Here is a 24,860-nt window from a genome sequence, read left to right as displayed (position 1 = left end):
CGCTACCCGAGGTCGGGGCCCTGCCGCCGCAGGTCGTCGACCTTGGTCATCGCCTCGCGCAGCTCGGTCAGCCACGCGTCGGCGTGCTCGCCGACCAGCCGCACCGCCCACGCCAGCGCCTCCGACCGCGACCGCGCCACGCCCGCCGCGACCAGGGTGTCGAGCACCTTGCGCTCGGGCTGCCGCAGCCGCGTCATCACCGGCACCGACAGCGTGGTGAACAGCTCCTCGGTGCCGCCGAGCCGGGCGCCCCAGGCGACCTTGCGCTGGTAGCGGTGCTCGGCCTGGCGGGCGATGCCGATCCGCTCGTCCCTGGTCTGCTCCCGGAACCGGCTGATCCGGCCCGCCTCGGCCGCCGCGCGCTCGGCGTCGTCGGCGAACTCGCCCTCCAGCGGGGGCAGCGTGCCCACGACCACGATCTCCTCGCGGTCCACCGTCACCACGGGGTTCTCGGTGAACCACCCGTCCGGCAGCCGGCCCGCGAACCAGGCCGCCGCGTCGTCCGCCGGGGGCTGGTCCGCCTGCGCCCGGTGTGCCCACGCACGTCGCATCTCACACCACCTTGATTACACGATTACGTCGATGCGGACGCTACGCCGGTAACGCGCGTTGTCGAGCCCGGTTCGCTACCGGTGGACGGTCAGGGCCTCCGCCAGCTCGGTCACCCCGGTCACCGGCCGGTCGCACACGAAGCCCCGGCACACGTAGGCCGCCGGGCCGCCGGCCACCAGGGGGCGGTCCTCCAGCAGCGGCGCGGAACCCGGTGCGCCGGCCACCACCACGCCGCCGCCGTGCACGCCCGCGCGGGCGGTGGCGACCAGCTCGGGCGAGTCGCCGACCACCGCCACCTGCACCGGGCCCAGCGCCAGCGCCTCGGCCACGGACAGCCAGTGGCCGGCGAACCGGGGTTCCCGCGCGAGCAGCAGGCCGACCCGCGCGACGGCGGCCTCGGCGGCCTCCCGGTAGGTCGCCGGGCCGCTCGGAGCCGCCGGCTCACCCTCACCCGCACCCGCCGCCCCACCGGCACCCGCCGCCCCGTCCAACCCCTCCGGCTCGACCAGCACCGAGGCCGTGAGCAGCGCCGAGGCCAGCGACGAGGCACCGGACGGGCTCGCGTTGTCCGACGGGTCCGACGGCCGCTGCACCAGCGCCTCCGCGTCGTCGGCCGTGTCGTGGTAGACGCCCGGTTCCGCCCCCGCGAACCGCGCCAGCGCCGTGTCCAGCAGCCCGCACGCCGCCGTCAGCCAGCGCCGCTCGCCGGTCGCCTGGTGCAGCGCCAGCAGCCCGTCGGCGAAGCAGCCGTAGTCCTCCAGCACGCCCGCCGCCGTGCCCGCGGCCCCGTGGCGGGACGTGCGCCGCAGCCGGCCGTCGACCAGGTGCACCCGCAGGACCAGCTCGGCGGCCCGGGCCGCCGCCCCGACCCAGGCCGGTTCGCCGAGCAGCGCGCCCGCCTCGGCCAGCGCGGCGATCGCCAGGCCGTTCCACGCGGTGACGACCTTGTCGTCCCGGCCGGGCTGCGGCCGCTCGTCGCGGGCGCGCAGCAGCCGGGCGGCGAGGTCCGGGTCCGGCTCCCCGAGCAGGCGCAGGGTCGAGGTGCCGTGCTCGAACGTGCCCTCGTCGGTCACCCCGTACAGCGCGGCGGCGCGCGCGCCGTCGGCCGGGCCCAGCACCTCGACCAGCTGGGCGGGCGTCCACACGTACGTGGCGCCTTCGACGCCCTCCGTGTCGGCGTCCAGGGAGGCGGCGAACCCGCCCTCGGGCGTGCCGAGGTCGCGGATCAGGAACCCGGCCGTCTCCCGGGCCACCCGCGCGAAGCCCGCGTCGGCGGTGCGCCGGGCCAGGTGGGCGTAGAAGCGCAGCAGCAGCGCGTTGTCGTAGAGCATCTTCTCGAAGTGCGGCACCACCCACGCGGCGTCGACGCTGTAGCGCGCGAACCCGCCGGCGAGCTGGTCGTACAGCCCGCCCGCCGCCATCGCGGCGCCCGTGGCGCGCGCCATCGACAACGCCTCCACGGACCCGGTGCGCTCGTGGTGGCGCAGCAGGAACTCCAGCACCATCGACGGCGGGAACTTCGGCGCGCCGCCGAACCCGGCGTTGGCCCGGTCGAAGTGCCCGAGCAGCGAGACCACGGCGCCCGCCAGCACTTCCTCGTCCACAGTGGACTGCGGCAGCGGCTTGAACGCGAGCTGCCCGACGACGTCCGCGGCCGACCGGCGCACCTCGACGCCCTGCTCGCGCCAGGCCCGGGCGATGGCCTCCAGCACCTGCCGGAACGACGGCATGCCGTGCGCGGGCCGGGGCGGGTAGTAGGTGCCCGCGTAGAACGGCTCGCCGCCGGGGGTCAGGAAGCACGTCATGGGCCACCCGCCGCGGCCGCTCATGGCCTGGGTGACGGCCATGTAGACCGCGTCCACGTCCGGCCGCTCCTCGCGGTCGACCTTGACGTTGACGAAGTGCTCGTTCATGTAGGCCGCGGTGGCCTCGTCCTCGAACGACTCGTGCGCCATCACGTGGCACCAGTGGCAGGCGGCGTAGCCGACGCTCAGCAGCACCGGCACGTCGCGCGCCCGCGCCTCCGCGAAGGCGGCGGGCGACCACTCCCACCAGTCGACCGGGTTGTCGGCGTGCTGGAGGAGGTACGGGCTGGTCGAGGACGCGAGCCGGTTCGTCATGCACCCACGGTAGTGCGCACCGGCCGCGGCGACCTCCCGGTCCACTGTGGACCGGGGAACCCGCTCACTCCTTCTTGGCGGCCTTGCCGTCCCCCTCGGCCGTCTCCTCGGTGTCGAACGACGCCGGCACCCGCTTGAGGTGCTTGGTCATCGACTTGACCAGGAAGAACACCGCGATGAAGAACACCACGAGCAGCAGCAGGCCCAGCGGCGAGGACTTGCCGAAGTCCTCCTGCTGCCCGCCCGGGTCCTTGTCGGTCGACGGCTGCCGGGCCACCACCAGCGCCGTGGTCCGCTCCAGGGGGATCGGGGCGAGGGGTGTCACGCGGTCACCTTCTCCCGGACGCCCGCGAACAGGTCGTCCTCCGGCAGGGTGCTGTCGACCAGTGACCTGGCCAGCTCGTACTCCTCGGTCGGCCAGACCTCGCGCTGCATCTCCAGCGGCACGGCGAACCAGCGGCTCTCCGGGTCGATCTGGGTGGCGTGGGCCTTGAGGGCCTCGTCGCGGACCGGGAACCACTCGGCGCACTCGACGCGGGTCGTGACGCGCTCCATCACGTCCGGGCGGTCCTCGCCCCAGCCGGCCAGCCACTCCGCGTACGGCGACTCCAGGCCGGCGCCGAGCAGGGCCTCGTGGAACGCCATCAGCTTCGCGCGGGAGAAGCCGTGGGAGTAGTAGAGCTTGAGCGGCTGCCACGGCTCGCCCAGCTCCGGGTAGCGCTCGGGGTCGCCGGCCGCGTCGAAGGCGGCGACCGAGACCTCGTGGCAGCGGATGTGGTCGGGGTGCGGGTAGCCGCCGTTCTCGTCGTAGGTGACGATCACGTGCGGGCGGAACTCCCGGATCGCCTGGACCAGCGGCGGGGTGGACTCCTCCAGGGGCACCAGGGCGAAGCAGCCCTCCGGCAGCGGGGGCAGCGGGTCGCCCTCGGGCAGGCCGGAGTCGACGAACCCCAGCCAGCGGTGCCGCACACCCAGGATCTTCGCGGCGCGAGCCATTTCCTCGCGGCGGATCTCCGCCATGTTCGCCAGCACCTCGGGGCGGTCCATGGCCGGGTTCAGGATGCTCCCCGCCTCGCCCCCCGTGCAGGTGACGACCATGACCTCGTGGCCCTCGGCGACGTAGCGGGCCATCGTGGCCGCGCCCTTGCTCGACTCGTCGTCGGGGTGCGCGTGCACCGCCATCAGGCGCAGCTTCTCAACCATGACGGTGGTGCTCCTCCTCTTGGACCTGCCGACCGGGGCCGATCGCCCCCCTGCGACACTCAACGCGGTCGTGCGCGGCCATTGTTCCCCACGGGCAGGAAGGCGTTGGCAAGTGGCACTGCCGGAAGGTCGGTACGGCAAGACCCGCCGCCCCGCGCCCGGGTGGGCCCGCTGGTCACTCGCCGTGATCGCGGTCCTCGTCGGCGCCCTGGTCGCCTGGATCGGTTACCGGAACCTCGGCACGCAGCCCGTGGAGGCGAAGCAGACGGCGTTCCAGGTGGTGGACGACGCCACCGTGGAGATCACCTTCGAGGTGGTCCGGCAGACCCCGGAGCGACCCGTCGTGTGCATCGTCCGGGCACGCTCCGGTGACGGCGACGAGGCGGGCCGGCGCGAGGTCCTGGTGCCCGCCGGCGCCGACACCGTGCGGGAGACGACGGTGTTGAAGACTTCGAAACCGCCCGTGACCGGAGAGGTCTTCGGGTGCTCTTATCAGGTTCCGCAGTACCTGTCCACGAGGTAGCGGCCAAGCGGGTGATCTGCGGGTTTACCCGCCCGTTCCGGAACAAAACGGCGTAGCTGAACGTTGTGGTCGTGTTACTCTGGCCTTTCAGCACGGCCCCGGCGCGGGCCGTGTTTTTCCGTTCCGGGCCGGCGCGCCCGGGAACTGCCAGCCCACCCGTGGGCCTGGAGCAAGACGAGGAGTTGGTGACCGTGAGCGACACTGAGGTGACCTGGCTGACCCAGGAGGCCTACGACCGGCTCAAGGCTGAGCTGGACGAGATGATCGAGAACCGCCCGGTCATCGCCGCGGAGATCAACGCCCGTCGTGAGGAGGGCGACCTCCGCGAGAACGGCGGGTACCACGCGGCCCGCGAGGAGCAGGGCAAGCAGGAGGCCCGCATCCGGCAGCTCCAGGAGCTGCTGCGGGTCGCCAAGGTGGGCGAAGCGCCTACGGTGAACGGAGTCGCGGCGCCCGGCATGGTGCTCACCGTGCGTTACGAAGGGGACGACGAGACCGAGGAGTTCCTGCTCGCGACGCGCGAAGAGGGCGCGCACGGCGCCCTGGAGGTCTACTCCCCCTCGTCCCCGCTGGGCAAGGCGCTGCTCGGCGCGAAGGAAGGCGAGACGCGGGAGTACGAGCTGCCCAACGGCAGCACGATGAAGGTGACGCTGATCAAGGCCGTGCCCTACTCCGGCTGACCACGTGCTCGAAGAGGGGCGGCCACCACGCGGAGGTGGCCGCCCCTCTCCATGCCCGCCCCACTCCCTCCGCGCGTGTCATGCGCTCAGCACCCGCGAGTCGAACCTCCAGCCCCGTCGTGTCGAACGCTCAAGACCCCCGAGTTCCACGTTCGGCACCCGGCTGGAGGACGCGTTCGAGCAGCGGCCGCACGCGTGGCGGCACCGGCGTGGACAGGGCGATCGCCGTCGACAGCCGCTGCACGCCCGGCACGTCCACGATCGAGTCGACCACCCGCTGGAGGTCGGCGTTCGACCGCGCCACCACCCGCACGAACAGGTCACCCTGGCCGGTGGTGGCGTGCACCTCGCACACCTCGTTGATGGCGGCCAGCCCGTCGCACACCACCTGCCGCCGCCCCTGCGCGATCTCCAGCACGGCGAACGCCGTCAGCCCGTACCCCATCGCGGCCAGGTCCAGCGCCGGCGGGAACCCGGTCAGCACGCCCCGCGCCACCAGCCGGTCCAGCCGGGCCTGCACCGTGCCCCGCGCCACCCCCAACCGCCGGGAGCACTCCAGCACCCCCAGCCGGGGCTCGTCGGTGAGCAGCAGCAGCAACCGGGCGTCCAAGGCGTCAACGGCCTGGTCAGAGTGTTCAGCTTGTGGGTCTGAAGGCATGTTTCACTGTACAACCTGACCAGCAAAACAACAGACTATTGCTCACCCTGCCCAGGCCCGCACATCCTGGGGACATGACGCAGCAGCTTGACGACGTGAGCTACGACCAGCTCCGCCAACTCGTGGGCCTGGTCGACTACGACGGGACGCGGGACCCGTTCCCCGTCCGCGCCATGGACGCCGTGGTCTTCGTGGTCGGCAACGCGACCCAGACCGCCTGGTTCTACCAGGTCGCCTTCGGGATGCAGCTCGTCGCGTACGCCGGTCCGGAGACCGGGCAGCGGGACCACAAGTCCTTCGTGCTCAAGTCCGGTTCGGCGCGGTTCGTGATCAACGGCGGGGTGTCCCCGGACAGCCCGCTGCTCGACCACCACCGCCGGCACGGCGACGGCGTGGTCGACCTGGCCCTGGAGGTCGCCGACGTCGACCGGTGCGTCGAGCACGCGCGCGCCCAGGGCGCCACCGTGCTGGAGGAGCCGCACGACGTCAGCGACGAGCACGGCACGGTGCGGCTCGCCGCGATCGCCACCTACGGCGAGACCCGCCACACCCTGGTCGACCGGTCCCGCTACACCGGCCCCTACCTGCCCGGTTACGTGGTCAAGGAGAGCACGGTGGTGCGCCCGGAGGGTGCGCCCAAGCGGCTGTTCCAGGCCGTCGACCACTGCGTGGGCAACGTCGAGCTCGGCAGGATGGACTACTGGGTCAGCTGGTACAACCGCGTCATGGGCTTCGTGAACATGGCGGAGTTCGTCGGCGACGACATCGCCACCGACTACTCGGCGTTGATGAGCAAGGTGGTCTCCAACGGCAACCACCGGGTGAAGTTCCCGCTCAACGAGCCGGCGATCGCGAAGAAGAAGTCGCAGATCGACGAGTACCTGGAGTTCTACGAGGGCGCGGGCGTGCAGCACATCGCGCTGGCCACCAACGACATCGTGGCCACGCTGACCGCGATGCGCGCGGCCGGGGTGGAGTTCCTGGAGACGCCGGACTCCTACTACGACGACCCGGAGCTGCGGGCGCGCATCGGCGAGGTGCGGGTGCCCATCGAGGTGCTGAAGGAGCACCGGATCCTGGTCGACCGGGACGAGGACGGCTACCTGCTGCAGATCTTCACCAAGCCGATCGGCGACCGGCCCACGGTGTTCTACGAGCTGATCGAGCGGCACGGGTCGCTGGGCTTCGGCAAGGGCAACTTCAAGGCCCTGTTCGAGGCGATCGAGCGCGAGCAGGAACGCCGCGGCAACCTCTGACGTTGAGTCGGCAACGGGCCGGTCCGGGCACCCCCGGGCCGGCCCTTTCCTGTCGGAACGCTGAGGATGCCCGCCGGGTGTGCCGGGACCGGTACTCTCGGTGCGGGGGTATCTTCACACGGCATTGACCTGGAGGGTGGCATGGCGCTCGCGGTACGGGTCACCGCGGTGCTCCCGCTGGTCGGAGCGGTGGCCACGGCCGCGGCGTTGACGGGCGCGGCCTTCTTCACCGTGGCTCACGCGGGGTGCGCGGAGACCGGCCGGTTCGTGGTCCGCGACGGCGCGGTGGAGTTCGTGGGCGGTTGCGTGGACGGGCAGGAGCTGCCCGCCGAGCCGGCGCGGGTGGACAACGCGCGGTACGACGTCAAGCCCTGACCTGCCGTTTCGGCGGAAACGCGTGCGCCGGGCCGCCGTTGGGCGATAGTGGGGCCATGTGTCGCAACATCAGGGTGCTCCACAACTTCGAACCGCCCGCCACCGATGACGAGGTGCGCGCGGCGGCCGTGCAGTACGTGCGCAAGGTCAGCGGCTCCACCCACCCGGCCGCGGTGAACCAGGAGGCGTTCGACGCCGCGGTCGAGGCGGTCACCGCGGCGACCCGCACCCTCCTGGACGCCCTGGTCACCAAGGCCCCGCCACGCGACCGCGAGGTGGAGGCCGCCAAGGCCAAGGAACGCGCCGCCGCCCGCTACGGCCCCCGCTGACCCCGGCGTGTCCTCCACTCCGGCACCGCGTGTCCTCCACTCCGGCACCGCGAGTCGAACGTTCGGGACCGTCGTGTCGAACGCTCAAGACCCCCGAGTTCCACGTTCACGCACCCCGGGCCGGGGCGCGAACGTGGAACTCGGGGGTCCTGGAGGTTCGACTCGCGGGGTCTGGAGGTTCGACACGACGGGTCTGGAGGTTCGACTCGCGCGGTCTGGGTGGAGGACACGCGGTGTCCGAGTGGAGGACACGCGCGGGAAGGGGGTTAGGAGAGGGCGGACTGGAGGTCGGTGATCAGGTCGTCGGGTGACTCGATGCCGACGGACAGGCGGATCAGGTCGGCGGGGACCTGGAGCAGGGAGCCGGCGGTGCTGGCGTGGGTCATGCGGCCGGGGTGCTCGATCAGGGACTCCACGCCGCCCAGCGACTCGGCCAGGGTGAACAGGCGGGTGCGCGAGCAGACGCGCAGGGCCGCCTCCTCGCCGCCCTCGACGGTGAACGAGATCATCCCGCCGAACCGGCGCATCTGCTTGGCCGCCACGTCGTGGCCGGGGTGGTCGGGCAGGCCCGGGTAGAGCACGCGGGTGACCCTCGGGTGCCGCAGCAGGGCCTCGGCGACCTTCTCCGCGTTGTCCGAGTGCTTCTCCATGCGCACTTCGAGGGTCTTCAGCCCGCGCAGCGTCAGCCACGCGTCGAACGGCCCGGGCACGGCGCCCGCCCCGTTCTGGAGGAACCCGAACGCCGCGTCCAGCTCGTCGTCCGAGGTGACCAGCGCGCCACCGACCACGTCGGAGTGCCCGCCGACGTACTTGGTGGTCGAGTGCAGCACCACGTCCGCGCCCAGCTCCAGCGGGTTCTGCAGGTAGGGCGAGGCGAAGGTGTTGTCCACGACCAGCCGCGCGCCCGCCGACCGCGCCACCTCGGCCAGCGCCGCGATGTCGGCGATGTTCAGCAGCGGGTTGGTCGGCGACTCGACCCACACCACCTTGGTGTTCGGCCGGATCGCCGCGCGCACCGCGGCCACGTCCGACAGCGCCACCGGCGTGTGCTCCACGCCCCAGTGCGACAGCACCTTGTCGATCAGCCGGAACGTGCCGCCGTAGGCGTCGTTCGGGATGACCACGTGGTCACCGGGCCGGCACAGCGCCCGCAGGGCCGTGTCGGTCGCGCCCATGCCGGAGGCGAACGCCCGCCCGTGCCGCCCGCCCTCCAGCGCCGCGAGGCACTGCTCCAGCGCGGTGCGCGTCGGGTTGCCGGTGCGGGAGTACTCGAAGCCCCCGCGCAGGCCGCCCACGCCGTCCTGCGCGTAGGTCGAGGTGGCGTGGATCGGCACGATGACCGAGCCCGTCGTCGGGTCGGGGTCCTGCCCGGCGTGGATGGCCCTGGTCGCGAAACCGTGGTGACCGCTGTCCGTCATGCACCCAGGGTACGGCGGCGGTAAAAACAACCGCCCATCGGTTGAGACCGATGGGCGGTTGGGGTGAAAAAGCAGGTCACCACTGCTGCGGCGGCTGCTGCCCGTACGGGTTCTGCTGGGGCTGGCCGTACGGGTTGGACTGCGGCTGCTGGCCGTAGGGCTGCTGCTGGCCGTAGCCGCCGGAGGACGGGTAGCCGCCGCCGGGCGCCGCGCCCGCCGGGGCGTTCACCACGACGGTGCCCATGATCTTGTCGGCCCACGTCTGCTTCTTCGCCTCCCACAGGGGCGCGAAGTAGCCCGCGTAGCACGGGAGGCCGTCCACGATGTGCACCAGGTTGCGGACGAAGGCGTTGCCGAAGCCGATCGGCTGCCCCGTCTCCTCCTTGATGAGCTTGACCTTGGCGACCTTCTTGCCGATCGACTGACCGGTCGTGCCCGCCAGGTACCACGTGTTGTAGATGGTGAACCCGAGCAGGGCGACGTAGCCGATGCCGCTGAGGATCAGCGCCATGGTCGGGTCGCCGGTGAGGCCGCCGATCAGGACCAGCACGTACATCACGATGACCGGCGCGACGTAGTCGATCAGGCCGCCGATCGCGCGGCTGCCCCACTCGGCGTAGCCGCCCGCGGGCGCGCCGTAGCCGGCCGGGGCCTGGCCGTAGCCGGGCTGCGCGCCCCACGCCTGCTGCTGGCCGTAAGCCGGCTGCTGCCCGTACGCCTGCTGCTGGCCGTACGCCGGCTGGCCGTAGGGGTTGGACTGCGGCTGGCCGTAGGCCGGGGGCTGGCCGTACGGGTTCGACGGCGGCTGCCCGTAGGGCTGCGGCTGCTGGCCGTACTGCTGCTGCCCGTACTGCGGCGGCTGCTGGGTGGGGAACCCGCCGGAGGCGGGCGGCTGCTGCGCCGGGAACGCGCCCGAGCCCGGCTGCTGGCCGTACGGCGGCGGCTGCGCGGTGGCACCCGGCGGCACGACCTGCGTGGCGTCCGGGTTCGACGCGGGCTGCCCGCCGGACGGGACCACCTGGGTCGCGTCCGACGGCGGGAAAGCGGGGGGCTGGCCGCCGCCCGGCACGACCTGCGTGGCGTCGGCGTTAGGGGGCTGGGACTGCCCCTGCTCCTGGTTGTGACCGCCGAACTGCTGGTTCCCTGGCGGCTGTGGAGCGTTCATCGGAGTTTCCAACCCCCTTGGCACGGGCCGTAGGCGTATGAGTCGGTGGCCAACGCTAGCGGATCGCCCGGCGCCGGCCACCCCCAACCTGGCAACGTGTCGTGGCTAACGACCTGCGAGGAAGCCCAGGATGTCCTGCCGGGTCACCACGCCGGCCGGCTTGCCGTCGTCCAGCACCAGCGCACCGTCCGCTGAGGACAGAGCCTGCATGGCGGAGCCGACCGACTCGCCCGCGCCGATGGTCGGCAGCTTGGGCGACATGTGCTTCTCCAGCGGGTCCGCGAGCTGGGCCTTCCCGGTGAACAGCGCGTCGAGCAGGTCCCGCTCGTTGACCGCGCCGGCGACCTCGGCGGCCATCACCGGCGGCTCGGCGTTGACCACGGGCATCTGGGACACGCCGTACTCGCGCATGATCGCCACGGCCTCGGCGACGGTCTCGTTGGGGTGGCCGTGCACGAGGTCGGGCATGGTGCCGTCCTTGCGCCGCAGCACGTCGCCGACGGTCGCGCCGGCCGTGTCGGGCGACAGGAAGCCGTACTGCGCCATCCACTTGTCGTTGAACACGCTGGACAGGTAGCCGCGGCCGCCGTCGGGCAGCAGCACCACCACGACGTCGTCGGGGCCGGCCTGCTCGGCCACCCGCAGCGCCGCCGCGACGGCCATCCCGCACGACCCGCCGACCAGCAGGCCCTCCTCGCGGGCCAGCCGCCGGGTCAGCTCGAAGGAGTCCGCGTCGGAGACCGCGATGATCTCGTCGCAGATGTCCCGGTCGTAGGCGGCGGGCCAGAAGTCCTCGCCCACGCCCTCGACCAGGTACGGCCGGCCGGTGCCGCCGGAGTAGACCGAGCCCTCGGGGTCGGCGCCGATCACCTTCACCCGGCCCCCGGAGACCTCCTTGAGGTAGCGGCCGGTGCCGGAGATGGTGCCGCCGGTGCCGACACCCGCGACGAAGTGCGTGATCCGGCCCTCCGTCTGCCGCCACAGCTCGGGGCCGGTGCCGTGGTAGTGGCTCGCCGGGTTCTCCGGGTTGGCGTACTGGTTGGGCTTCCAGGCGCCGGGGATCTCGGCGACCAGCCGGTCGGAGACGTTGTAGTAGGAGTCGGGGTGCTCCGGCGGCACGGCGGTCGGGCACACCACGACCTCGGCGCCGTACGCCTTGAGCACGTTGCGCTTGTCCACCGACACCTTGTCGGGGCAGACGAAGACGCACTTGTAGCCCTTCCGCTGGGCCACGAGCGCGAGACCGACGCCGGTGTTGCCCGACGTGGGTTCGACGATGGTGCCGCCGGGCTTGAGCGCGCCGCTGCGCTCGGCCGCCTCGACCATGCGCAGCGCGATGCGGTCCTTCACGCTGCCGCCGGGGTTGAGGTACTCCACCTTGGCCAGGACGAGAGGCCGGAGCCCTTCGGCGACCGCGTTCAACTTCACCAGTGGCGTGTTGCCGACCAGGTCGACGACGCTCTCGACGTACTCCACGACGGCCCTTCCACTTCTTGGGATGACCCGCTGAGGGTATATCGCGTGCACCCCGCCCGTCCGCGTGGACGATGGGACGGCGAGGAAGGGGTGGGTGCGGATGCGGGGGTACAGGAGGTGGCTGGTCGCGGCGGCGGGGGTGCTGGGCGGTCTGACGGGTGTGGCGTACGGGCTGTTCACCGAGCAGTCGCGGCGGGCGCGGGTGGTGATCGGGGTACCGGCGGCGCCGCCACCCCGGGCCGACGGGGTTTTCGAGCCGGAGTCGGGGGTGGGGCTGGGGACGGGATCAGGCGCGGGATCAGGCGCGGGCGCGGGATCAGGCGCGGGCGCGGGATCAGGCGCGGGCGCGGGATCAGGCGCGGGCGCGGGATCAGGCGCGGGCGCGGGATCAGGCGCGGGCGCGGGATCAGGCGCGGGCGCGGGATCAGGCGCGGGCGCGGGATCAGGCGCGGGCGCGGGATCGGGCGTGGGGCTGGGGCTCGGTGCGGGATCGGGCGCGAGGGCGGGAACAGGCGTGGGGGCGGGAGGAGGGACGGCGGCGGGTGCGCCGCTGCGGTTCGCGGTGCTCGGCGACTCACTGGCCGCCGGCCTGGGCGTGGACGAGCCCGACCAGCTGCCGGGGGTGCTGCTGGCGCGCGGGCTGGCCGACGAGACCGGGCGGGCGGTGCGGCTGGAGACGCACGCGGTGTCCGGGTCGACCACGCGGGACCTGCCCGCGCAGGTGGACCGGGTGGTGGCCGATCCGCCGGACGTGGCGCTGGTGATCGTCGGCGCGAACGACGTGACCACCCGGACGTCGGTCGCGGCGTCGGCGGCGCTGCTGGGCGCGCAGGTGCGGCGGCTGCGCGCGGCGGGGGTGGGCGTGGTCGTGGGCACGTGCCCGGACCTGGGCACGGTGCGGCCGATCGCCGAGCCGCTGCGGTCGGTGGCACGCGGCTGGTCGTCGCGGCTGGCGCGGGCGCAGCGGGTGGAGGTGGAGCGGGCGGGCGGCACGGCGGTGGCCATGGGCGAGGTGCTGGCGCCCGAGTTCACCCGGCGGGCCGACTACTTCAGCCGCGACCGGTTCCACCCGAGCGCGGTGGGGTACGAGGCGGCGACCTCGATCCTGCTGGCGCCGCTGTGCGGCGTCCTGCGTCACGAGTGGTGGCCGCGCTGAACAAGCGTTAACTAGGCTGCACGTCACACGTTGCGGCGAAACAAAGGAGTTCCGTAATGCCGGAAGCCGTGATCGTCTCCGCCGCCCGGTCGCCCATCGGCCGGGCGGGCAAGGGATCGCTCAAGGACGTGCGCGCCGACGACCTGACCGTGCAGGTCCTCAAGGCGGCGCTGGCGAAGGTGCCGCAGCTCGACCCGCGCGAGATCGACGACCTCATGCTCGGCTGCGGCCTGCCCGGCGGCGAGCAGGGCTTCAACATGGCGCGCGTGGTGGCCGTGCTGGCCGGGTACGACGAGCTGCCGGGCACGACCGTGACCCGGTACTGCGCGTCGAGCCTCCAGACGACCCGGATGGCGCTGCACGCCATCAAGGCCGGCGAGGGCGACGTGTTCATCAGCGCCGGCGTGGAGACGGTGTCCAGCTTCGCGCGCGGCTCCTCGGACTCGTGGCCCGACACCCACAACCCGCTGTTCGCCGAGGCCGAGGCGCGCACGGCGGCGGTGGCGCAGTCGGGCGCGGCGGAGTGGGTCGACCCGCGGACCTCGGGCGCGCTGCCCGACGTCTACGTCGCCATGGGGCAGACCGCGGAGAACCTGGCGCTGGCCAAGGGCGTGACGCGGGAGGAGATGGACGAGTTCGGCGTGCGGTCGCAGAACCTCGCCGAGAAGGCCATCGCCGACGGCTTCTGGGCCCGGGAGATCACGCCGGTGACGCTGCCGGACGGCACCGTGGTGTCGGCCGACGACGGCCCGCGCGCCGGGGTCACCCTGGAGGGCGTCTCCGGGCTCAAGCCGGTGTTCCGGCCGGACGGCCGGGTGACCGCGGGCAACTGCTGCCCGCTGAACGACGGCGCGGCGGCCCTGGTGATCATGAGCGACACGAAGGCGGAGGAGCTGGGCATCACGCCGCTGGCCCGCATCGTGTCCACCGGCGTGTCCGGCCTGTCCCCCGAGATCATGGGGCTCGGGCCGGTCGAGGCGTCCAGGCGCGCGCTGGCGCTGGCCGGGATGTCGATCGGCGACATCGACCTGGTCGAGATCAACGAGGCGTTCGCCGCGCAGGTCATCCCCTCGTACCGCGACCTGGGCATCGACCTGGACCGGCTCAACGTCAACGGCGGCGCGATCGCGGTGGGGCACCCGTTCGGCATGACCGGGGCGCGGATCACCACGACGCTGATCAACTCGCTCCAGTTCCACGACAAGCAGTTCGGGCTGGAGACCATGTGCGTGGGCGGCGGCCAGGGCATGGCGATGGTGATCGAGCGCCTGAGCTGACCTCCGGCGGAGGACACGCGGTGTCCGAGCGGAGGACACGCGGTGCCCGAGCGGAGGACACGCGGTGCCCGAGTGGAGGACACGCGCGTGGGAAAAGCGGAAAAAGGGGCGCCCCGGAGGTTCCGGGGCGCCCCTTCTCGTTCGCGTGCCGCGGGTCAGTCGCTGCTCTGCAGGTAGGACAGCAGGCGCAGGATCTCCAGGTACAGCCAGACCAGGGTGGTCATCAGGCCGAACGCGGCCCACCAGGCCCACTTGGCCGGGACGCCCGAGCGGATCATCTCGTTGGCCGCCTCGAAGTCCAGCAGGAAGCTGAACGCCGCGATGCCGATGACGACCAGGCTGAACACGATCGCCAGCGGGCTGCCGTCGCGCAGGCCCAGGTTCACGCCGAACAGGCCCATGACCAGGTTGGCGAGCATCAGCACGAGCACGCCGACGGTCGCGCCGATGATCCACTTGGTCAGGCGCGGGGTGACGCGGATCGCACCGGTCTTGTAGACCACGAGCATCGCCGCGAACACGCCGAACGTGCCGAGGATGGCCTGCCAGGCGATGCCCGGGAAGAACGCCTCGAACACGCCGGTGATGCCGCCGAGGAAGAGACCTTCCGCCGCCGCGTAGGTCAGCACCAGCGGCGCGCTCGGGGTGCGCTTGAAGATGATGATCAGCGAGACGACCAGGCCCACGATCATGCCGGGCACGACCAGCGCCATCGGGCTGACGGCGTTGGTGAGCACGAGCCAGGCGGAGATCAGGCCGGTGACCAGGGTGACGCCGAGCGTGATCGCGGTCTTGGTGACCACGTCGTCGATGGTGATGGGCCGCTCGCCGGTGGTCGGCGGCGCGCCCTGGTAGCCGCCGTACGGCTGCGCCTGGTACGGCTGACCGAAGCCTGCGTAGTTGCCGTGACCGCCCCCTGTTGGCAGGTTGCGGAACGCGGGGTTGCTGCTGGTACGCACCTCGTCCTCCTGTGGCGTTCTTACGCCGTCACGGGGTCCAACGACCACACGAGTCGATTCGTTCCCGTCGGGTAAAAGTGACTTTACCCGGGCCGTCGACGCGCATTCCACGACCCGCCTGCGGAGCGTAGTGGGGTTTCCACCCCGCTGGAGGCTTGCCGACGTGATCCAACACCCGAAAGGCTGCCTGCGGCAGCTCGTGCAGACGCGCCACCAGAGGGGTTGCGGACAACCATGTTGAAACGACTCGCCGGCGTGGCGTTGGCGGCCGGTTTAGCCGCGCTCGCCATGCCCGCCGTGGCGAACGCCGAGGTCATCGAGGGCCTCGGGATCGCCGTCGACGCCCAGGGCTACCGGGGCAAACCGGGTAACACCGACTGGCTCGGCTCCTACGAGTGGGGCGCCGACAAGCAGCGGGTCTGGTGCGTGCAGTACTCGCTGCTCGCGCCCGACAGCGGCCAGCCCTACACCGACGGGGCGGAGCTGCTGTCCAAGGGCGGCGCGCCGCTGTCCGAGGAGGCCGCGGCGAACATCTCCTACCTGCTCCTGCGCTACGGCAACACCCAGTCCGGCGACGAGGCCGCCGCGCTGGCCCACCTGCTGCACACCTGGACCGCCTACCCGGACCCGGACCGCGGCGTGAGCCTCGACCCGAACAGCGACTTCCGGCACATCGCCTACAACTCGCAGTTCCACTACGACGCGCTCGGCCGCAAGAGCCCGGCCGCGCAGCAGGCCGTGGACCGGCTCAAGGCGGACGCCGAGGCCAACCGGGGCCCGTGGGCCACGAGGGTGACCGCGCCGAAGGAGCAGCAGCTCATCGGCACCGCCGACACCTGGGTGGTGGAGGTCACCAGGAGCGGCGGCGGGCAGGTCACCAACGCGCCGTTCACCGTGGAGCTGACCGACGCCACGCTCGCGGACGGCTCGACCACCAAGCAGCTGACCACCCCGGGCGACGGCAAGGCGCTGGGCGTGCGGGTCGTGCCGACCGGCCCGAACCCGTCGTTCACGGTGAAGCTGGCGAGCCCGGCCCAGCGGCCGAAGGTGCGCGTGCCGCAGAACAACAACGACATGCAGCGCATCGTCACCACCGGCGGCGTGGAGGAGCTGACCGCCAACGCGTCGACCACCGCGAAGACGCCGCCGGGGATCGTGCAGGTCGGCAAGACCGACGCGGAGACCGGCAAGGCCATCGCCGGCACCACCCTCAAGGTCACCGCGGCGGACGGCACGTCGCCCGCCAAGCGGCAGGACGACACCGCGCTGACCGGGCCCGAGGGCCTGCCGGTGGTGCTCCAGACCGGCGCCGACGGCCTGGCCACCGTGCCGGACCTGCGCACGCCGCAGGAGGTCTGCGTGATCGAGGTCGCCGCCGCCAAGGGCTACGAGGAGAGCTTCGACCCGAACGCGCCGCCGAAGGCGTGCGGCCGGGTCGAGCCCGGGCAGACGCTGGTGCTGGCGATGTCCAACAAGCCGAACAAACCGGTGGTGCCCATCACCATCCCGGCCGGCTCGGAGGGCTCGGGCGTGGTCGCCAGGGCCGCGTACACCACCGAGCTGCGCACGGGCGCGCTCGTCGGCTTCGGCGGCGTGGTCCTGGTCGGTGCGGCGCTGCTCGGCGTGGTGGCCCGGCGGAGGGCGACCGCGCGGTCGTGAAGGCACTGCTGACCGGCGCGGCGGTGGCGGCCCTGCTCGCCTCCGCCGCGCTCGTCGTGACCGGTGGTGAGCGGGTGGTGCTGGCCGGGGCGCCGGCACCGGCGGACGCGGTCGTGCCGAACCCGCTGGGCGACAGCGCGCGGGACGGGCGCCCCCCGGCCGGGATGCCCGCCGGGGCGAACGCGCCCGCCTCGCCGACCGCGCCCACCACCACCGCGACACCGCCCGCCGAACCCGCGCCGCCGCCTCGGCAGCAGCCCGGCACGGTCCGGCTGCCGCAGGGCGGCCTGGCCACGCTGGTCCGCGCGGAGGTCGGCACCGACGGCGTGCTGCCGGTGCCCGAGGGCGTCGGCGAGGCGACCTGGTGGGGCGTGGACCTCGGCGCGGCCGAGGGTGCGACGGTGCTGGCCGGGCACGTGAACTGGAAGGGCGTCACCGGCCCGTTCGACGAGCTGTGGCGGGCGCGGGTCGGCCAGGACGTGACCGTGGTCGACACCGCGGGCAAGTCGTTCGCCTACCGGGTGAGCGCGGTCGAGGCGGTGCGCAAGGACGCCCTGCCGGGCCGCGCCGTGGAGCTGTTCGGGCCGCGCGGCGGCCACCGCCTGGTGCTGGTGACCTGCGGCGGGCGCTGGGTCGGCGGCGCCACCGGCTACGAGGAGAACCAGGTGGTCACCGCGACCCCGGTGGCGTGACCCGACCCGTCGTTCGAGGACATCACCGCCCGGTGGCGCGAAGGCGGGTGGCGCGCGACCCGGTGGCGCGCGGGCGGGCAGTGCGCGGGCGGGCAACGCACAGGCGGGCGGGCGGCGCGGGGGCAACCCGCGGCCGCACCCGGTCGTCCTTGGTTGTGTGAAGCGATGGGGTTGGGCGGGCACGGGCGTGGCGTTGGCACTGACCCTGGCGGTCCTGGCCGTCATGGGTGCCCGGGACCCCGGGCCGACCCGCGACCCGGGCGACCTGGCCGCCCCGCTGCCGATGGCGCCGCGCTCCACCACCGGCAGCAGCACCGCACCGCCGCCGACCGTGCCGCAGCCGGCGAACCCGCCCGCCTGGATGCGCCGGGTGCTCCCCGGTGAGAAACCGCCGCAGTTCGTGCTCTTCTCCTTCGACGGCGCCGCCTCCAAGCCGCACTGGGACCGGGTCATGCCGCTGGCCCGAGAGGTCCGCGCGCACGTCACCGGCCTGCTGTCGGGCGTGTACCTGATCCCCGACAGCAGCGCGGGCAGCTACACCGGGCCGGGCCACCGGCCCGGCTACTCGTCGATCGGCTTCGGCGGCTCGGCCGCGGACGTGGCGCTGCGGATCGGCTACCTCAACGACGCCATCGCCGCCGGCCACGAGGTCGGCACCCACTACAACGGCCACTACTGCGAGGGCGACGAGCCGAGCGTGGGCCGGTGGACCACCGAGCAGTGGGACCGCGAGCTGGACCAGTTCTTCGCGATCGTGGAGCGGGCCCGGCAGCAGGGGTTCCGGCTCGACCCGGCGGCCGTGCGCGGCGGGCGCACCCCGTGCCTGGAGGGCGACTGGGGCCAGGCGTTCCCGGCCATGCGGCAGCACGGCCTGGTCTACGACACCAGCCAGGTGAGCCTGGGCGTGGTGTGGCCGTCGGTGCGCGACGGGCTGTGGGAGTTCCCCATGCCCGAGGTGCGCGTGCCCGCCCTGGGCAAGCAGGTCGTGATGATGGACTACAACCTCTGGTACGCGCTGAACGGCGCCAAGGAGGAGCCCGCGCGGGCCGCGGACTTCAGGCAGGTCGTGCTGGACACCTACCGCTCGGTCTACCAGGCGGCGCTCAACGGCAACCGGGCGCCGGTGGTGGTGGGCAACCACTTCAACGACTGGGCGGGCGGCGCGTTCAGCGGTGCCGTGGAGGACTTCATGCGCGAGGTGTGCGCGCGGCCGGAGACGGTGTGCGCCACCTACACCGAGGTGATCCAGTGGATGCAGCTCCAGGACCCCGGCCTGCTGGAGCAGCTGCGGCGGATGCCGGCCGCGGTGAACGACTGATCGGGGGGTTAAGCCCACCGACTCCGGTGGGGCGGACCGGGAGAATCCCCGACCATGACCGATCACGACCTGGTGCGCGAGGTGCGCGCGCGGTTGACCCGGGCCTCGCTGGCGTTGGCCAGGGTGCCGCTGTCCCTGCTGGGCCTGGCGCTGGTGCCGCTGCAACTGGTCACCTACCCGCTGGTCCTGGTGACGGTCGGCGTGCCGCTGCTGCTGCTGTCCACCGCCCTGGCCCGCCGCTACACCGGGCACCACCGCGGCTGGGCGGCGGGCGTGCTGGGCACCGGCATCCCGTCGCCCTACCGGCGGCCCGCCAACCGCGGCCCGATGACCCGCGTGCGCACCGTCGCCACCGACCCGGCGACGTGGCGGGACCTGGCGTTCCTGCCGGTCAACGCCGTGGTCGGGACGCTGTGCGGGGTGCTGCCGCTCGCGCTGTGGCTGGGCGGCGCGTTCGGGTTCGCCGCACCGCTGCTGTGGCTGAACGGCGCCCGGGAGGTCGAGTACAGCCTGATCGACGCCGACACCCCCGGGAACGTGGTGCTCGCGCCGCTGCTCGGCGTCGCCTACCTGGTGCTCGCCTGGTGGGCCACCGACCGCGTCGAGCACCTGCACGCGCGGGTCGCGCGGTGGCTGCTCGCGCCCGGCGCCCGCGCCGCGCTGACCGACCGCGTCCGGGAGCTGGCCGACTCGCGGGCCGACGCGGTCGACGCGCGGGCCGCCGAGCTGCGGCGCATCGAGCGCGACCTGCACGACGGGGCGCAGGCCAGGCTGGTCTCGCTCGGGATGAGCCTGGGCATGGCCGAGGAGCTGATGGCGCGCGACCCGGAGGCGGCCCGGGAGCTGCTGGCCGAGGCGCGCGAGTCGTCGTCGCTGGCGCTGGCCGAGCTGCGCGGCCTGGTGCGCGGCATCCACCCGCCGGTGCTGGCCGACCGGGGCCTGGACGGCGCGCTGCGGGCGCTGGCGCTGGCCCACCCGCTGCCGGTGTCGGTCGACCTGGAGCTGGCCGGTCGGCCGGAGCCGCCGGTGGAGTCGGCCGCCTACTTCGCGGTGGCCGAGGCGCTGACCAACGTGGCCAAGCACAGCGGCGCGACCGGCGCGTGGGTGCGGGTGCGGCACGAGGGCGGCCGGCTGGCCCTGATGATCGGCGACGACGGGCGCGGCGGCGCGGTGCCCACCGAGGGCGGCGGGCTGCTCGGGGTCGAGCGCAGGCTGGGCGCGTTCGACGGCACACTCGGCGTCGCGAGCCCGGTGGGCGGGCCGACCATCGTGACCATGGAGCTGCCGTGCGCGTTGTCCTCGGTGAAGACCTCGTCCTCCTCCGGGACGGCCTGATCCGGCTGCTGCGGGCCCACGACTTCGACGTCGTGGAGGCGGTCGACTCCGGTCCCGCGCTGCTCGACGCCCTCGTCGCCCACCGCCCGGACGTGGCGGTGGTCGACGTGCGGCTGCCGCCGACGTTCACCGACGAGGGGCTGCGGGCCGCGATCACGGCGCGCCGGCGCGTGCCGGGCCTGCCGGTGCTGGTGCTGTCGCAGTACGTCGAGCAGCTGTACGCGCGGGAGCTGCTGTCCGACCGGGCGGGCGGCGTGGGGTACCTGCTCAAGGACCGGGTGTCGGACGTGCGGCGGTTCGTGGACGCGGTCCGGCGGGTGGCCTCGGGCGGCACCGCGATGGACCCGGAGGTGGTCACCCAGCTGCTCGCGCGCGGTGCGCGCGACCGGTCCCTGGGCACCCTGACGCCGCGCGAGCGGGAAGTGCTGGCCCTGATGGCGGAGGGCCGTTCCAACGCCGCGATCGCCGCGCGGCTGTTCGTCACCGAGAAAGCGATCGGCAAACACATCGCGAACATCTTCGGCAAGTTGGACCTGCCGTTGTCCGAGGACGACAACCGGCGCGTGCTGGCCGTGCTGACCTATTTGGAAGCGGTATAAATCGTTTCTTAGGCTAAGTACCATGTGTCCGACTACGAACCCCCGGGGGCATGGATGGCGACGACCGCCGAGTTGGCCGACGAACTGCTGGACCTGATCTTCCGCAACTCACCGGTCGGCGCCACGGTCGTGGGTGTCACCGGTTACGACCACCTGCTCGCCGACCACTCCCGCGCGGCCGAGGAATCGCAGCGGGCCCTGGCGCTCGACATCGCCGAACGGGCGCGCGCCCTGCCCGCCGACGACGACCCGGTGACCAGGGCGGTGGTCGTGCAGCAGGCCGGGGCGCTGGTGGACTGGCTCGACGCCCGCCAGGTCGAGTACACCGTCACCGACCTGTACGTGGCGCCCGCGAGCGAGGCGCTGACCGTCCTGCCGATGACCGTGCCGTCCGGGCCGGACTCCGAGCAGGCGTACCTGGACCGGCTGGCCGCGATCCCGACCTACCTGCGCACCGTCGCCGAGCGGCACCTGGAGGGCGCGGCGGCGGGCCGCACCCCCGTGCGGCACCTGGTGGACAACGCCGTGGCCCACCTGGACCGCTACCTGGGCGCCGCCGAGGACCCGCTGGCCCGGCCGCAGGGGGGCGAGGCGTTCACCGCGCGGCGCGACCGGCTGCTGGCCTCGGTCGTGCGGCCCGCGGTCGCCGCCTACCGGGACGTCCTGGCGAGCCTGGCGGGCCGCCCGGAGGACCGGGTGGGGGTCGGCCTGCTGCCCGGCGGCGAGGAGGTGTACGCGGCGCTGACCCGCTTCCACACCACGACCTCCCGCACCCCCGAGGAGCTGCACCGGACCGGCCTGGACCTGGTCGCCGCGCTGGCCGAGGAGTACGCCGAGGTCGGGGAGCGGGTGTTCGGCACCGGCGACGTGGCCGAGGTGTTCCGGCGGATGCGCACCGACCCGGAACTGCGCTGGGGCTCGGCCGAGGAGCTGCTGGGCGCCGCCCGCGAGGCCGTGGCCCGCGCCGAGGGTGCCGCGCCCCGGTGGTTCGGGCGGCTGCCCGGCCAGGTCTGCCGGGTCGAGCCGGTGCCCGAGGCCGACGCGCCCGGCCAGCCCATGGCGTTCTACGCGCCGCCGTCGCTGGACGGCGCGCGGCCCGGCACGTACTTCGCCAACACCCACCGCGTCGAGGAGCGGTTCCGCTACCAGGCCGAGGCGACCGCCTTCCACGAGGCGGTGCCGGGGCACCACTTCCAGTTCTGCCTCGCCCAGCAGCTGACCGAGCTGCCCGCGCTGCGCCGGTTCGCGGTGGTCAACGCCTACACCGAGGGCTGGGGCCTCTACACCGAGCGGCTGGCCGACGAGATGGGCCTGTACTCCTCGGACGTGGCGCGGCTGGGCATGCTCGCGCTGGACTCGATGCGCGCCGGGCGGCTCGTGGTCGACACCGGGCTGCACGCGCACGGCTGGAGCAGGCAGCGGGCCGTGGACTACCTGCTGGAGCACACGCCGATGGCGCGGGTGGAGGTCGAGAACGAGGTCGACCGGTACATCGCCGCGCCCGCGCAGGCGCTGTCGTACATGGTGGGCAGGCTGGAGATCCAGCGGCTCCGGGCCGCGGCCGAGGGCGCGCTGGGCGGGCGGTTCGACGTCCGGGCCTTCCACGACCTGCTGCTGGGAGGCGGCCCGCTGCCGCTGGCCGTGCTCGACGACGTCGTCACGGCCTGGGTGCGGGAGCTGTCCTGACGCGCCGGGGGGACTCCGGTCCGGGGTCCCCCGCCGCGTGCGTCCGCCCTGCCCACGCGGCAGACGGGTGAAACCCCGAGCGGCGCCGGACGTGCCCCCGACGGGATTCGAACCCGTACTGTGACTCTTTTAAGGAGCCTGCCTCTTCCGATTGGGCTACGGGGGCAGCGGGGAGCTTAAGCCGTTACCGAGCGTTCGTGGGGCAGGTTCGATAGAAGTCCCCCGCACGGCTCAATGCGATCCGCTATTGCGCTCATTCGGGTAATGGACCCACAGCGCTCATGCCGAGTACAGCTTCGTGATAAGCATCACACCGGAGAGCTTCTTCGAGGAGCTCATCCCGCAATGCTGCGGTGAAGCCGATACCAAAACCCATAGCCGTAGCAACCAGATATGCGGTTTGGGACAGATGGCCCACATCCATTTGCACAACGCGGTACGCGCGGGCGGTGTCATATCGCCAACTCGTCCGTTCGAGCACGCCGGTGTAGGCGATCACCAGCGGTGCCCGCCCCACCCAGTCCTGGTCGCCCGCCGCGCGCGCCATCTCGTCCTGGTCCCAGGCCACGCCCAGCGGCTCCAGGGCGTGCGCCAGCCCGTCGTAGTGGTACCAGCCGGGTGCCAGCACCTCCACGTCGCGCACGTGCGCGTACAGCTCGACCGGGTGCCGCCCGCCGCCGGACGGGCTGGTCTTGAACACCGTGCCGGAGCGGCCGATGCGCGACCGGGCCGGCGACGGCGCGCCCAGCACGGCCAGCAGGTCGGCGACCCGGGTCAGCGACAGCGGGCCGGGGCCGAACTCGCGGGTGGTGCGGCGGGCCAGCAGCACGTCCCGCAGGCCCCGCGCGCCCCAGGACGGCTCGTCGGCGGGCGGCGGCAGCAGCACGGCGGTGCCGCCGAGGCTGCGGAACGGCGAGGGCGGCGGGCGCACCGCGAGCTTGGCGTCCAGCGCCGCGTCGTGCTCGTCGGCGTCCTGGTACGGGGCGTCGCCGAGGGTGCGGCTGGCGAAGTGGAAGTGCCGGGCCGCCAGGCCCCACTCGCCCCAGCCCGCGAGCAGCCGGGCCTCCTCCCGGTGCCGCGGCGAGCCCTCGACGACCAGCACGCCCTTCTCGACCAGCTCGTCGACCAGGGCGCGCAGCGCGGCGCGGTCGGCGTCGGCCAGCGGCGCCAGCAGCTCGTCGACGTCGGTGAACTCGGCGAACTTGCGGCACAGCAGCTCCGCGGTCTCGCTGATGGCGAACTGCCGGTGGTGCAGGTAATCGTCCCAGACCACGACGCCGTCCTGGTAGAACAGCGTCGCGTGCTCAGCGACCTTTGCCCGCACCCAAGAGCTCCTTGAACCGCGCCGCCACCCACTCGTGCACCGCCGCGGACACCCGGTGGTCCGCGGCGCGGTGCTCGAACCACCGCCAGTCGCAGTTGACGTTGACCTCCAGGAACACGTGGTCACCGCCGGAGACGAGCAGGTCGAACGCGGCCACCTGCAGGCGCCAGTGCCGCGCCAGCGCGAGCAGCCGGTCGGTCAACCCGCCCGGCACGTCGACGGGCGTCACCCGGACGGCCCCAGGATCCACCCACAGCTGCGCCGGGTCCAGCTTGTCGACCTGGAAGGCCAGGCAGCGCTCGCCGACCACGAACACCCGCAGCTCGGTCTCGGCGGGCACGTACTCCTGCACGATGACCGGCGCGGACTCGGGCACGTCGCCCGCGCGGCTGGTCTCCAGCGGGCGCGGGAACAGGCCGTGCTGCCTGCCGGGGCGCGGTTCCAGCAGGTGGCGGCCCGAGGTCTTGACGATGCAGCGCCCGCCGCCGGGCCGGGTGCGGCCGGGGCGGGTGGTGACGGTGGTGCGCGGCACGCGCAGGCCGAAGGCGGAGGCGTCGGCGAGCTGGGTGAGCCGGTCGAGGTGCGCGGTGGCGCGGCTGGGGTTGACGTGCGCCCAGTCGCCGCGGCTGGCCAGCCAGTTGGCCACCGAGCCCCACTGGTCCACGGCGTAGGCGCCGGCCAGGGTGCCCGGCTCGACCGGGATGGAGGCCAGCTCGAAGTGCCTGCGCCACACCAGCAGGGGGCGCAGCAGCCAGCGGTCGAGCTCCAGCAGCGGCTGGTCGGTGTAGACGGTGAGCGGCAGGTCGACCGAGCGGTCGGCGTCGATGCGGGCCATCCGGATGCCGCGCTCGGCCAGCGCGATGGAGAGCTCGTTCATCTCCATGTCGGCGGCGCGGGCGAGGACCAGCACGCAGGGCACGGGGCCGCCGTCACCCGGGTCGACCATCCCGAGGCGGTGCACCTGCTCCTGGAAGTCCAGGCACTTGGGCTGCGACCGGAAGAGGTAGTCCTGGCCCTGGAGCAGCAGCGGGGTGGGCTGGACCGGTCTGACGACGTCGGGCGGGGGGACCGGCTCGTCCCCCCGCCCGGCCACGGTCATC

At 73.2% G+C, this 24,860-nt stretch carries 24 protein-coding genes and 1 tRNA gene; 13 read left to right on the top strand and 12 right to left on the bottom strand.

Going from position 1 to position 24,860, the window contains the following annotated elements:
• Positions 1 to 2 precede the first annotated feature (2 nt).
• The 4 genes from EKG83_RS03755 to mca all read right to left on the bottom strand — a co-directional run bounded on the left by EKG83_RS03755 (position 3) and on the right by mca (position 3,875).
• Positions 3 to 551, bottom strand: a complete 549-nt coding sequence (locus EKG83_RS03755) for a hypothetical protein (RefSeq protein WP_033430486.1) — start codon at positions 549 to 551, stop codon at positions 3 to 5.
• 75 nt (positions 552 to 626) lie between these two features.
• Positions 627 to 2,672 carry a thioredoxin domain-containing protein gene (locus EKG83_RS03750; RefSeq protein WP_033430549.1) on the bottom strand — a complete coding sequence of 682 codons (2,046 nt, stop codon included), beginning with the start codon at positions 2,670 to 2,672 and terminating at the stop codon, positions 627 to 629.
• Between the two features lie 64 nt (positions 2,673 to 2,736).
• Positions 2,737 to 2,979: a hypothetical protein gene (locus EKG83_RS03745; protein ID WP_153278856.1), complete on the bottom strand. Its 243-nt coding sequence runs from the start codon at positions 2,977 to 2,979 to the stop codon at positions 2,737 to 2,739.
• A 14-nt stretch (positions 2,980 to 2,993) separates the two neighbouring features.
• Positions 2,994 to 3,875: a mycothiol conjugate amidase Mca gene (gene mca / locus EKG83_RS03740; protein WP_033430487.1), complete on the bottom strand. Its 882-nt coding sequence runs from the start codon at positions 3,873 to 3,875 to the stop codon at positions 2,994 to 2,996.
• On the opposite strand from mca, the gene EKG83_RS03735 reads away from it, so the two are divergent.
• A complete protein-coding gene (locus EKG83_RS03735) occupies positions 3,874 to 4,398 on the top strand; it encodes a DUF4307 domain-containing protein (protein ID WP_084716323.1) in 525 nt (174 codons plus the stop codon). The two genes, mca and EKG83_RS03735, sit on opposite strands and share 2 nt — an antisense overlap.
• 185 nt (positions 4,399 to 4,583) lie before the next feature.
• Positions 4,584 to 5,078, top strand: a complete 495-nt coding sequence (gene greA / locus EKG83_RS03730; RefSeq protein WP_033430551.1) for a transcription elongation factor GreA — start codon at positions 4,584 to 4,586, stop codon at positions 5,076 to 5,078.
• 130 nt (positions 5,079 to 5,208) lie between these two features.
• On the opposite strand, the gene EKG83_RS03725 is transcribed toward greA, so the two are convergent.
• Entirely contained in the window at positions 5,209 to 5,736 is a 528-nt protein-coding gene (locus EKG83_RS03725; RefSeq protein WP_051765501.1) for an Lrp/AsnC family transcriptional regulator, read from the bottom strand.
• Positions 5,737 to 5,810: 74 nt separating this feature from the next.
• On the opposite strand from EKG83_RS03725, the gene hppD reads away from it, so the two are divergent.
• The 3 genes from hppD to EKG83_RS03710 all read left to right on the top strand — a co-directional run bounded on the left by hppD (position 5,811) and on the right by EKG83_RS03710 (position 7,696).
• A complete protein-coding gene (hppD, locus tag EKG83_RS03720; RefSeq protein WP_033430490.1) occupies positions 5,811 to 6,992 on the top strand; it encodes a 4-hydroxyphenylpyruvate dioxygenase in 1,182 nt (393 codons plus the stop codon).
• Positions 6,993 to 7,133: 141 nt separating this feature from the next.
• Positions 7,134 to 7,367: a hypothetical protein gene (locus EKG83_RS03715; RefSeq protein ID WP_033430491.1), complete on the top strand. Its 234-nt coding sequence runs from the start codon at positions 7,134 to 7,136 to the stop codon at positions 7,365 to 7,367.
• A gap of 56 nt (positions 7,368 to 7,423) precedes the next feature.
• Positions 7,424 to 7,696: a DUF2277 domain-containing protein gene (locus EKG83_RS03710; protein WP_033430492.1), complete on the top strand. Its 273-nt coding sequence runs from the start codon at positions 7,424 to 7,426 to the stop codon at positions 7,694 to 7,696.
• A gap of 266 nt (positions 7,697 to 7,962) precedes the next feature.
• Here EKG83_RS03710 and EKG83_RS03705 read toward each other — a convergent pair whose 3' ends face one another.
• The 3 genes from EKG83_RS03705 to EKG83_RS03695 form a co-directional block, all read right to left on the bottom strand.
• Positions 7,963 to 9,114: a cystathionine gamma-synthase gene (locus tag EKG83_RS03705; RefSeq protein WP_033430493.1), complete on the bottom strand. Its 1,152-nt coding sequence runs from the start codon at positions 9,112 to 9,114 to the stop codon at positions 7,963 to 7,965.
• A gap of 76 nt (positions 9,115 to 9,190) precedes the next feature.
• Complete coding sequence (locus EKG83_RS03700; RefSeq protein WP_084716314.1) at positions 9,191 to 10,279, bottom strand: RDD family protein; 1,089 nt, start codon at positions 10,277 to 10,279, stop codon at positions 9,191 to 9,193.
• 105 nt (positions 10,280 to 10,384) lie between these two features.
• Positions 10,385 to 11,755 (bottom strand): cystathionine beta-synthase, encoded by a 1,371-nt coding sequence (locus EKG83_RS03695; protein ID WP_033430494.1) that lies wholly within the window; start codon positions 11,753 to 11,755, stop codon positions 10,385 to 10,387.
• A 100-nt stretch (positions 11,756 to 11,855) separates the two neighbouring features.
• On the opposite strand from EKG83_RS03695, the gene EKG83_RS03685 reads away from it, so the two are divergent.
• Both EKG83_RS03685 and EKG83_RS03680 read left to right on the top strand, forming a co-directional pair.
• Positions 11,856 to 12,911 (top strand): SGNH/GDSL hydrolase family protein, encoded by a 1,056-nt coding sequence (locus tag EKG83_RS03685; protein ID WP_228122491.1) that lies wholly within the window; start codon positions 11,856 to 11,858, stop codon positions 12,909 to 12,911.
• Between the two features lie 56 nt (positions 12,912 to 12,967).
• Entirely contained in the window at positions 12,968 to 14,188 is a 1,221-nt protein-coding gene (locus tag EKG83_RS03680) for an acetyl-CoA C-acetyltransferase (protein WP_033430495.1), read from the top strand.
• Between the two features lie 155 nt (positions 14,189 to 14,343).
• Here the strand turns inward: EKG83_RS03680 and EKG83_RS03675 are convergent, their stop codons facing one another.
• The gene (locus EKG83_RS03675; RefSeq protein WP_033430496.1) at positions 14,344 to 15,147 is read right to left on the bottom strand and encodes a Bax inhibitor-1/YccA family protein; all 804 of its coding nucleotides are present in this window, start codon (positions 15,145 to 15,147) and stop codon (positions 14,344 to 14,346) included.
• Between the two features lie 288 nt (positions 15,148 to 15,435).
• Here EKG83_RS03675 and EKG83_RS03670 point away from each other — a divergent pair, with 288 nt between their 5' ends.
• From EKG83_RS03670 to EKG83_RS03645, 6 genes are all read left to right on the top strand, one after another.
• Complete coding sequence (locus tag EKG83_RS03670) at positions 15,436 to 16,806, top strand: MSCRAMM family protein (protein WP_228122490.1); 1,371 nt, start codon at positions 15,436 to 15,438, stop codon at positions 16,804 to 16,806.
• Positions 16,803 to 17,498 carry a class F sortase gene (locus EKG83_RS03665; protein WP_033430498.1) on the top strand — a complete coding sequence of 232 codons (696 nt, stop codon included), beginning with the start codon at positions 16,803 to 16,805 and terminating at the stop codon, positions 17,496 to 17,498. The genes EKG83_RS03670 and EKG83_RS03665 overlap by 4 nt, the downstream gene beginning before the upstream one ends.
• A 157-nt stretch (positions 17,499 to 17,655) precedes the next feature.
• Positions 17,656 to 18,816 (top strand): polysaccharide deacetylase family protein, encoded by a 1,161-nt coding sequence (locus EKG83_RS03660; protein ID WP_033430499.1) that lies wholly within the window; start codon positions 17,656 to 17,658, stop codon positions 18,814 to 18,816.
• Between the two features lie 54 nt (positions 18,817 to 18,870).
• Positions 18,871 to 20,151, top strand: coding sequence for a sensor histidine kinase (locus EKG83_RS03655; protein ID WP_153277859.1), 1,281 nt, complete (start codon positions 18,871 to 18,873; stop codon positions 20,149 to 20,151).
• Entirely contained in the window at positions 20,103 to 20,750 is a 648-nt protein-coding gene (locus EKG83_RS03650; RefSeq protein WP_033430500.1) for a LuxR C-terminal-related transcriptional regulator, read from the top strand. The genes EKG83_RS03655 and EKG83_RS03650 overlap by 49 nt, the downstream gene beginning before the upstream one ends.
• Before the next feature lie 54 nt (positions 20,751 to 20,804).
• Positions 20,805 to 22,436, top strand: coding sequence for a DUF885 domain-containing protein (locus EKG83_RS03645; RefSeq protein WP_033430501.1), 1,632 nt, complete (start codon positions 20,805 to 20,807; stop codon positions 22,434 to 22,436).
• Positions 22,437 to 22,528: 92 nt separating this feature from the next.
• Here EKG83_RS03645 and EKG83_RS03640 read toward each other — a convergent pair.
• The 3 genes from EKG83_RS03640 to EKG83_RS03630 form a co-directional block, all read right to left on the bottom strand.
• A tRNA-Leu gene (locus EKG83_RS03640) sits at positions 22,529 to 22,602 on the bottom strand.
• Between the two features lie 87 nt (positions 22,603 to 22,689).
• The gene (locus tag EKG83_RS03635; RefSeq protein WP_033430502.1) at positions 22,690 to 23,760 is read right to left on the bottom strand and encodes a SagB family peptide dehydrogenase; all 1,071 of its coding nucleotides are present in this window, start codon (positions 23,758 to 23,760) and stop codon (positions 22,690 to 22,692) included.
• Positions 23,741 to 24,859 carry an ATP-grasp domain-containing protein gene (locus EKG83_RS03630; RefSeq protein WP_033430503.1) on the bottom strand — a complete coding sequence of 373 codons (1,119 nt, stop codon included), beginning with the start codon at positions 24,857 to 24,859 and terminating at the stop codon, positions 23,741 to 23,743. The genes EKG83_RS03635 and EKG83_RS03630 overlap by 20 nt, the downstream gene beginning before the upstream one ends.
• Between the last annotated feature and the right edge of the window lies 1 nt (position 24,860).

It is taken from the genome of Saccharothrix syringae, assembly GCF_009498035.1.
Classification (GTDB): domain Bacteria; phylum Actinomycetota; class Actinomycetes; order Mycobacteriales; family Pseudonocardiaceae; genus Actinosynnema; species Actinosynnema syringae.
The sequence above is the reverse complement of the archived record's forward strand: the minus strand, read 5'-3'. Positions and strand labels throughout refer to the sequence as shown.